This is a genomic window from Allobosea sp. 2RAB26 (assembly GCF_052115465.1).
In the GTDB taxonomy this organism is placed as follows: domain Bacteria; phylum Pseudomonadota; class Alphaproteobacteria; order Rhizobiales; family Beijerinckiaceae; genus Allobosea.
The window spans coordinates 1-7,674 of sequence record NZ_JBFRGS010000046.1 but is presented as its reverse complement, the minus strand read 5'-3'; the positions used below and the strand labels follow the sequence as shown (position 1 = coordinate 7,674).

Sequence of the window (7,674 nt, the reverse complement as noted above, 5' to 3'; positions counted from 1 at the left end):
CTCATGAACGGCGTCATCTACATCGTTGGCCTCATCGTGGTCGTGTTGGCCATTCTTTCATTCCTTGGTCTTCGGTAGGAGGCTGCATCATGTCCGTGAGCGCACCCAACGTGGTCGTCGTTCCCCCTCCCGCCCTAAGGGGTGCCTCCGCCGGCTCCTATCTTGAATGGAGCGCCATCTTTGGCGGTGCAGTGCTGTCCGCAGCCATCACTACGGTCATGGCAGCTTTTGGCTCTGCCATTGGCCTGTCCTTGGTGTCCGCGGACACCGCGCGCTCTTCGGGCCTGACAGCTTTGACCATCGCCGCAGGTCTGTGGGCCATCTGGATCACAGTCTCGGCCTGCAGCGCGGGCGGATATCTTGCCGGGCGTATGCGTCGGCCGGTGACCGACGCCAGCGACCACGAGCGCCACGTTCGCGACGGCGCTCATGGCCTGGTCGTCTGGGCTGCCGGAGCGTTGATCGTAGCGATGGTCGCCAGTTCGTCACTGGTGGGCGCTGCCAAAACAGCAGCGACCGGTGCGGCGGCCGCAACTGGCGGGGCGGCCGCTCTGATCAGTCAGCAGGCGGATCCGCTGGGTTCGGCCTTGGACTCTGTCATGAGGTCAACCGGCACCACGCCGCCGGCTGCCAGTGAACGCGAGGAGGCGTCCCGGATCTTCATGACAGGCATCAGTTCGGGAAAACTGGATCAAGCTGACCGCGATTATATTGTGACGCGCGTTGCTGCCCGAATGAACATCCCTCAGCCCGAGGCTCAGAAGAAGGTCGATGACGCCTTCGCGAAACTGCAGCAGGCGAAGGAAACCGCAAAGCAAGCCGCTGAGCGCGCTCGCAAGGCTGCAGTGATAACCGCATTCATGACCGCAGCAGTGCTTTTGTTGGGGGCGGCGGCAGCTTGGATGGCAGCCCAACTTGGCGGCAAGCACCGCGACGAGGAAATGGATCTCGGATCGTTGTTCGGGCGGCGATGAAGGAAATTGGAGGGGCTCGCACGGGCCCCTCCACACCTCCCGATACGCGAAGAAGCAAAGACGACGTCTTTCAGTCTCCGCTGCTCCGTCGCGAACTGGAACTTGGCCGAGGGCGGGGCCGTTAAGCCGGCATGGCCCAATACTTTTTCGCCATCGGGATCAACACCGAGCTGGTCGTCGACGGCGAAGGCATCGACCTCGAGGACCACGCYGCCGCCCGCCTTTCCGCCCTTTCAAGCCTCGGCGACATCATCTCAGAGCGTGTCCAGTCCAGCGACGATCTCAGCATCGACGTGAGAGTACGCTACGCCGATGGCACTCCGATCTTTGCGGCGACGCTCATGTTGAACAGCCGGTGGCTCACGCCAGCGCCCCCGATCCCGATCCGGAACCCTGTCCCCGGCAAATCTGAAGAAGCAATGTCGGAGGCACGGGCCCGACACAAATAAGGCCCGCGCACCATTCGGAGTCAGCGGGCCAGGTCATGTGAGGTCCTGGTTCAACCCCCCAGCACGCTAGGTTCCCGCGCCGGCCGGGTCCGGTCACTTTGCGAAGCGGCCCTCGTACTTGAACTGCGGCGCCGCCTTGAGCTGTTCCTTGGTCGCGTTGATCCGCGCATTCCATTTCTTGTCGGTCTGATTCCAGGTGACGGCGAGCGCACTCGGGCTGACCGCAACATAGTGAATGCCCAGACCGAGAAAACCGCCGACGGATAAAATGTAGGACGCCAACGAATTGCCGGCGATGACCACATCCTCGATCTCGCCGACAGTCTCATCGCCGGCATTCTTGACGTCGAGACCCTTCAGGCTGCCGACGAGAGCGGACGCCTCGTCAACCGACACGAAGACGGGCGGCTGGGCGGGGGCTGGGACGGGTGCTGTCTGTGCTAACGCCGCACTGGAAAGCACGGTCGCTGCAAGAGCAAAAATGATGGTGCGCATGTTCGGATGACCTCCCTTATAGGGCCGCAGGCAGGGACCGCTGCGGCAGGATGGAAAGGTAATTCCGAGCATTCTGATCTGTTCCTCATGCGCATTCGCGGAGCTCCGTATTCGAACGATTCCCGCGCGGAACAAGGACGATACTCTGGGGTTTTGAAAGCGGCCGGGGAGGACACTCATGATGGAGGACGTCCATGACCTACCGAATTCTCACCACGTTGTTTGCTGCTGCACTTGCGAGTTCGGCCGTGCTGGCACAGACCACCACAACTACGACGATCACCACGGAACAATCAGGCAAGATCAAATCCTACTTCATGAAAGAGAAGCCCAAATCCGTGAAGGTTCAGGAAACTGTGGCGGTCGGCGCCACGCTTCCGGCAACGGTCGAACTGCACACATTCCCTTCGGATGTTGGTGTGACGCAGTATCGTTATACGATGGTCAATGACCGCGCTGTGCTGGTCGAGCCCAGCTCGCGCAAGATCATCCAGATCATCGAGTAAGCGCCCACCGCCGCCCTGGCGATGTTGCGTTAGGGCGGCGCTGGCTAGCCGCTCGCCACGGCGAATGCACTCCGAGAACCCTGATCCCGTTCCCGATGATCATGACGGCCATTTAAGACTTCTGCGCGGGACCGCGGTCACGTGGATCTCAAGAGTGGCCGCGGCCCAGGCCATCACACGAAGCGGACGCGCCCAAATCTCGTCCTCAAGCCTTTCCTGAAATTCCCCCACTCGCTCAAATGCAGCCGCTGCCTCCGATCGGTATCGACGCCGACCGTCTTCTGAAAGGGCCTCAGCGCGCTGTGACATCTCCATGAAGCCGGTGGAGGAAGGCGCGGTGGCGATGAATCATTCCCCGGCGCTGGATCCCGTCCAACTCCGGTAGTCGAGCCGATGTTCCGCTATTGGGCGCTCCTTCTTGGCCCTCCGGTTCCGTTCACGCCGCCGGGATTGGGAAAGGAACCAAAGCGGTGCGGCGCCGTTTTCTTGGGCACTGCGGCACCGCCGCTTCCCTTGGGAGAGCCACCATGAAAAAGCTCATCATAGTTTCCCTGATCGCCACCACGACCTCCTTTGGGGCCATGGCGCAAACCTCGACCACATCCCCCGCCCCGGCTCCCGCTCCTGCCGACGCGAACGCCCCGCTGCCGGGCGCCAACAGCTTCACTGAAGGCCAGGCCAAGAGCCGTCTCGAAGCCAACGGCTACACAAACGTCACCGGCCTGAAAAAGGACGACAACGGCGTCTGGAAGGGCACGGCGACGAACGCCGGCGCTCAAGTGAATGTTTCGGTCGATTATCGCGGCAACATCACTCGCAACTGATCAATACCACTCGCACCCCGACTTCTGGAGGCAACCATGACCCGTACGATCACTCGTTCATACGACACCTACGATCAGGCCGCTGCGGCGGTTGAGAAGCTTGAACAGGCCGGCATCACGTCGTCGGAGATCAGTGTCATCGGCCGCGATGAGCGCGCCAAGGACAGTAACGCCGCCGAGGGGGCTGGCATCGGCGCAGGCATCGGGGGGGCGGCCGGCCTTCTCGCCGGGGTGGGCCTTCTAGCAATCCCGGGCATTGGTCCTGTCGTCGCCGCTGGCTGGCTGGCGTCGACCGCGGCGGGCGCTGTCGCGGGAGCAGCGGCGGGTGGCCTCGTCGGATCGTTCACCAGTGCAGGTGTCGATGAGGACGAGGCCCATTATTATGCGGAGACGGTTCGTCGCGGCGGCACGGTTGTTTCCGTCAGGGCGGTCGACGAGCAGGCCGCTACGGTCGAGGCCATCCTGGATGGTGCGACCCCGATCGATCGCGAGAGCCGTGTGGCCCAGTACCGTCGCGAAGGCTGGACCCGCTTCGACGAAACAGCGGATCCGTATGTGCGCGGCCAGGCCGGCATCTGACGCCACGCGCCGCTGCCGTGGGGCTCGCCGCGCGGCAGCGGCGCGTTGGTGATGCAAGGCCGTCCCAAGATGGTCGCCACTGGCGTCGCGGTGGACGAACACCATTTGGGAATAAAGAGAGGTGTTCCATGGCAAGTGGTTGGGCTCCCGACGGAGCCGTTCAGGACCAGATCGACGACTCGATAACCGATGCCGTCCGGCTTGCGCGGTCACGGCTTCCGACCGGACCTGGCGAGATTTATTGCCAGGTGTGCGGAGAGGAAATCGCGGAGACGCGGCGTCGCGCGATGCCTGGCGCCCGTACCTGCGTGGATTGCCAGTCAGGCCTCGACCGTCCCAGAGCGATGTCCGGCATCAACCGCCGGGGCAGCAAGGACAGCCAATTGAAATGACCGCATGCGGTTGCTCCGATCGCGATTAGACTGTCATCTTCACCTGTGAGCGCCGCCGCCTCCTGCTGCCCCCGGAACACCCCGCGCCGGTCTCTCCCCGCACGATCTGACGCCGCACAACTGCATCAACTACCGCCAGACGGGCTCCGGTGGCCTTTATTGCCTGGGAATTCGAGAAGGAGGGGCAGGATCTGTCCATGCGCGTGGCGGGCTCGCTTGTGTTCAGCGATGCCGACCTCATTCTACAGGCAGCTAGTAGGCCGGACGCGACATGGTCCTCGGCTTGCGTTTCAAAGGTCGTGGCCAGCCGATGTCCATCGAGCGCGGCAGATTGGTGGAGTTTCTCCCTAAATGCGCGCCTACTGCCAGGCTGCCTTCATCTTAGCCTGGTCAGATATTTTCGCGGTGTGAGGCGCCGATGTTCACCGGGAAAGGTGTGTTGGTTGATAAGGCTGGAATGCGCTTGATGGTAACCTATCAGTATGTCGCCATCGGAGAGTGTGGGCGCGCCGGCCGCCTCTATAGCGAACCGATCGAAGCAGGCCCTTTTGTCTTTGACCAAACCTTCGATCTCGAATGCGAGGACGGGGTTGCGATGATCGTTGTTGTCACGCAAGTTTCGGGGCGCCGATGGGTGTTTTTTGGCCGGGAACCGGGCAAGAATCCTCCGCCGGCCTCGTCCAATTGAGCGTCGAACAGCAGACCGGGTGTCCTGGGGAAACGGCGGAACAGTTAGAGCCGAATCCACCGGCGGGCGCGGCGCTCGAGGAGCCAAATACGGGGATTAGCGGGCACAACTCGTCAAGGCGAAGGACGTTGTCAGCATCGGAGATGTCGCGTAGCCCCTTGTAAGACACGTGCCGCAGTTTTTCGGTCCGTGATCCAGCCGCGGAATTCGATCTCAGCCACCAGTGACGGCGTCACCCAGCGCGTCCCTTTTCTTGTCAGTTTCAGCGCGGGCTTATCGATCAGGAGCGCGGCGAGCTGCTTTCGCAGCGCGGTAGCCGAGCGATCGGTGAACCCGGTCCCTACGCCGCCGACATAGGTCAGCCGGTTGTTCTTCCACGCCGCGAGCGGCCCGATACCGCCCAATGCCGCCGTCGACGGCTCATAGCCGATGATGAAGAACCCTTCCGATTGGATGCACTTGATCTTGAGCCATTCGCCGCCCCGGCCGGATCGATAGGGCGCATGGCGCCGCTTCGCGATGATGCCCTCGATGCCCATCTTGCAGGCGAGCGCCAGGAAGGCGTCGACGTCCGCGCTGAACAGGATCGAGGTATGGGGCTTTATGATGCCGGCGAGCATCTCGCGCCGCTCCTCACACGCCAGCGGACGAAGATCGTGACCATTGAGATTGAGCAGATCGAAAGCGTACAGGAGCGCTCCGGCGGCAGATCGCTTGCCGCCCCGGCCACCGAGAGCTTGCTGCAAGGCGCCGAAGTCGGAAGCACCGCGTTCGTCGAGCACGACGGCCTCGCCGTCGAGGATGGCGCTATCCGGCCCGAGATCCAGAGCATCACCGGCGATCGTCGGGAACGGTTCGTCCAGTCATGACCGCCGCGGCTCAGGATTCGCACTGTGCGATTATCAATGTGGATGGCGAGACGGTAGCCGTCCCATTTCACTTCATAAGACCAATCGTCGCCGGGGGCTTGGAGGTCAGCAGCGCCAGGCAGGGCTGGACCCGATCGGGCATCGGATCAAAGTGGAGCTTCCGCTGGCGCGCATCGCGCGCCTTGCTGACAGGGCCACGGACTGTCTCGGCCGCCTCAGGACCGGACCGTAGAGCGCGACGCGCGCACACAACTGATACTCCAACGCACGCACGAGGTTCGCCCCGCCGATCCGGGGGGAATAGCGGCGGGGCTCCCCAGGCCGTGACGGCGCCGGATGTGAACAACGCCACCACGCAGTTAGCGAACCCCTGTCGAAACCAGCAGTTCCGGGCGGCGACTACTATTTCACTCTCTCAAGATTCTCCCGGTCCTTTCGACGCGGTCTCATCGAAACGTTGGACAGCGAGTAGTGCCAAATCGACGCTTGGGTCCGCCCTCCACAACTCGGCGATGATTGAGGCCAGACGCTCGCGTTGGGCGGGCTCGCTGGGCGGGTCGACCCTTGCTGCAATCTCGCTCCAAGCTTCATCAAAAGCCGCGGCGATCCGAGCGAGTTCCTCTGGCGTGGCGACGATGGAACGGAACGGCATCGCAATCCCCCTGCGATGCTCACAGTTTATAATCCATCAAAAGAACGCAAGGATGAATTGGCCAGCCGGAGGCCCCGCCGTATGGCAGCGGCGGGGCCCGAGGCCGTGCGGGCGGTGGAGAGTGGTGGCCAGCACCCAGAGAAAACAAACCTGCCCCTCGGCTGTTCCGTCGACGAGAGCATGGGAACATAAAAAGGACCCGCAGCGTCCTCACACAGCGGGCCAGTTCACCCCTCTTGGGCTGAGGTATGAAACGCGCAGCGGCCCCTGCGGGTTCCGGGCGCGAGCGAAATTGTTTCGTCGGCGCGGAACCGGCGATCGGCTCCATGAGTTGAGTGCAGGCAGGATGCCGTGCCTGCGTCGATGAACGCATTGCGATCGACCAGTCTGGGGGCAACCCTGGAGATGCACCGTGCCAGGCTCCTCACCTCGCGTCGTCTGGTCCCGTCTCGTCGGTCGAGAGGTTCTCTCCGATTCCGGGGAGTGGCGGCACGAATGCGAGGTCGAATATCTGCTCTCCCTCCCAGAGGCGAAGCGCGCCGAATCGTCGACGGCGTCCGCGGCGCCGTGGACCGCAAAAGCCAAGATATCAGGGGCATTCGCGGCGAGGGCGTAGTTGCTGCGCTCAAAGTTCAGATCGAGCGACGCGGCTCATCAAAATGAAGGACTGAGTGTGGCCCGCTAATCGGGCGGGAGCAGCGAGGCCCCAGGCTGCGCCCGCGCGCCGGCGTCTCAGGATTTCCTTCCTCTAATAAGCGCCTCCGACTCCAAAGAGGCCGCCAACTCTTCGTATTCCATAATCCGCTCGGCACGTTCTGACGCTTCCGACCGGGTCCAGAAATCGAGCCCTATCCACGCCAGCTCATAGGCCTCACTGATATCGAGAAAGATCTCTTCAGACGTCTCAAAGCCGGCACGCAAACCAGGCAGCCGCAGCATAAGACGTGTCAGTCCACATTTCTGGATCGGCGTCATGGCGCAGATTTAAGTGCGCGTGCCGAAGTGGCCATCCTCCCACCAAGGTATCGGATCCTCTATTGGACTTGAGGGCGATGCCAGGAGAGGAAATAGGGCCCCGCCCTAGGGCAAATCGCAGCGGGTAGGTCGTGTGGCCTTTGAGGGGAACAGCACGCCGTCCAAACGAATGGTACCGTAGTCAGTTCCAGTAGCCGGCTTTATTCCGGCTTGAGGTTCTCGGCACAGGTTTTTCCCGAGCGTTGGTCGGGAACGAGCTCGTAAGCGATTT

At 62.4% G+C, this 7,674-nt stretch carries 10 protein-coding genes and 1 pseudogene; 8 read left to right on the top strand and 3 right to left on the bottom strand.

Going from position 1 to position 7,674, the window contains the following annotated elements; translation table 11 throughout:
• Positions 1-89: 89 nt before the first annotated feature.
• Positions 90-974, top strand: coding sequence for a hypothetical protein (locus AB4118_RS33815; RefSeq protein WP_441493865.1), 885 nt, complete (start codon positions 90-92; stop codon positions 972-974).
• Positions 975-1,105: 131 nt separating this feature from the next.
• The gene (locus tag AB4118_RS33810) at positions 1,106-1,423 is read left to right on the top strand and encodes a DUF6894 family protein (RefSeq protein WP_441493864.1); all 318 of its coding nucleotides are present in this window, start codon (positions 1,106-1,108) and stop codon (positions 1,421-1,423) included.
• Positions 1,424-1,516: 93 nt separating this feature from the next.
• On the opposite strand, the gene AB4118_RS33805 is transcribed toward AB4118_RS33810, so the two are convergent.
• Positions 1,517-2,098 carry a PRC-barrel domain-containing protein gene (locus tag AB4118_RS33805; RefSeq protein WP_441493863.1) on the bottom strand — a complete coding sequence of 194 codons (582 nt, stop codon included), beginning with the start codon at positions 2,096-2,098 and terminating at the stop codon, positions 1,517-1,519.
• Between the two features lie 14 nt (positions 2,099-2,112).
• Here AB4118_RS33805 and AB4118_RS33800 point away from each other — a divergent pair, with 14 nt between their 5' ends.
• The 5 genes from AB4118_RS33800 to AB4118_RS33780 all read left to right on the top strand — a co-directional run bounded on the left by AB4118_RS33800 (position 2,113) and on the right by AB4118_RS33780 (position 4,907).
• A complete protein-coding gene (locus AB4118_RS33800; protein ID WP_441493862.1) occupies positions 2,113-2,424 on the top strand; it encodes a DUF1236 domain-containing protein in 312 nt (103 codons plus the stop codon).
• A gap of 527 nt (positions 2,425-2,951) precedes the next feature.
• Positions 2,952-3,248: a PepSY domain-containing protein gene (locus AB4118_RS33795; RefSeq protein ID WP_441493861.1), complete on the top strand. Its 297-nt coding sequence runs from the start codon at positions 2,952-2,954 to the stop codon at positions 3,246-3,248.
• A gap of 36 nt (positions 3,249-3,284) precedes the next feature.
• A complete protein-coding gene (locus AB4118_RS33790; protein ID WP_441493860.1) occupies positions 3,285-3,827 on the top strand; it encodes a general stress protein in 543 nt (180 codons plus the stop codon).
• A gap of 128 nt (positions 3,828-3,955) precedes the next feature.
• Positions 3,956-4,219, top strand: coding sequence for a DksA/TraR family C4-type zinc finger protein (locus AB4118_RS33785; protein WP_441493859.1), 264 nt, complete (start codon positions 3,956-3,958; stop codon positions 4,217-4,219).
• Between the two features lie 418 nt (positions 4,220-4,637).
• On the top strand, positions 4,638-4,907 hold the full coding sequence (locus tag AB4118_RS33780) for a hypothetical protein (RefSeq protein WP_441493866.1): 270 nt from the start codon (positions 4,638-4,640) through the stop codon (positions 4,905-4,907).
• A gap of 112 nt (positions 4,908-5,019) precedes the next feature.
• On the opposite strand, the pseudogene ligD reads toward AB4118_RS33780, so the two are convergent.
• Positions 5,020-5,918, bottom strand: a pseudogene (gene ligD / locus AB4118_RS33775) (non-homologous end-joining DNA ligase); the annotation flags it as partial.
• 922 nt (positions 5,919-6,840) lie between these two features.
• Between ligD and AB4118_RS33770 the strand changes: the two are divergent.
• Positions 6,841-7,044 carry a DUF7696 family protein gene (locus AB4118_RS33770; protein ID WP_441493858.1) on the top strand — a complete coding sequence of 68 codons (204 nt, stop codon included), beginning with the start codon at positions 6,841-6,843 and terminating at the stop codon, positions 7,042-7,044.
• A gap of 116 nt (positions 7,045-7,160) precedes the next feature.
• Here the strand turns inward: AB4118_RS33770 and AB4118_RS33765 are convergent, their stop codons facing one another.
• On the bottom strand, positions 7,161-7,403 hold the full coding sequence (locus AB4118_RS33765; protein WP_441493857.1) for a hypothetical protein: 243 nt from the start codon (positions 7,401-7,403) through the stop codon (positions 7,161-7,163).
• Between the last annotated feature and the right edge of the window lie 271 nt (positions 7,404-7,674).

Bases quoted from the DNA above. Each gene is read 5' to 3' on its own strand.
- AB4118_RS33800 (WP_441493862.1), top strand. From the start codon at position 2,113: ATGACCTACCGAATTCTCACCACGTTGTTTGCTGCTGCACTTGCGAGT.
- AB4118_RS33780 (WP_441493866.1), top strand. From the start codon at position 4,638: ATGTTCACCGGGAAAGGTGTGTTGGTTGATAAGGCTGGAATGCGCTTG.
- AB4118_RS33765 (WP_441493857.1), bottom strand. From the start codon at position 7,403: ATGACGCCGATCCAGAAATGTGGACTGACACGTCTTATGCTGCGGCTG.
- AB4118_RS33790 (WP_441493860.1), top strand. From the start codon at position 3,285: ATGACCCGTACGATCACTCGTTCATACGACACCTACGATCAGGCCGCT.
- AB4118_RS33795 (WP_441493861.1), top strand. From the start codon at position 2,952: ATGAAAAAGCTCATCATAGTTTCCCTGATCGCCACCACGACCTCCTTT.
- AB4118_RS33805 (WP_441493863.1), bottom strand. From the start codon at position 2,098: ATGAGTGTCCTCCCCGGCCGCTTTCAAAACCCCAGAGTATCGTCCTTG.
- AB4118_RS33815 (WP_441493865.1), top strand. From the start codon at position 90: ATGTCCGTGAGCGCACCCAACGTGGTCGTCGTTCCCCCTCCCGCCCTA.
- AB4118_RS33785 (WP_441493859.1), top strand. From the start codon at position 3,956: ATGGCAAGTGGTTGGGCTCCCGACGGAGCCGTTCAGGACCAGATCGAC.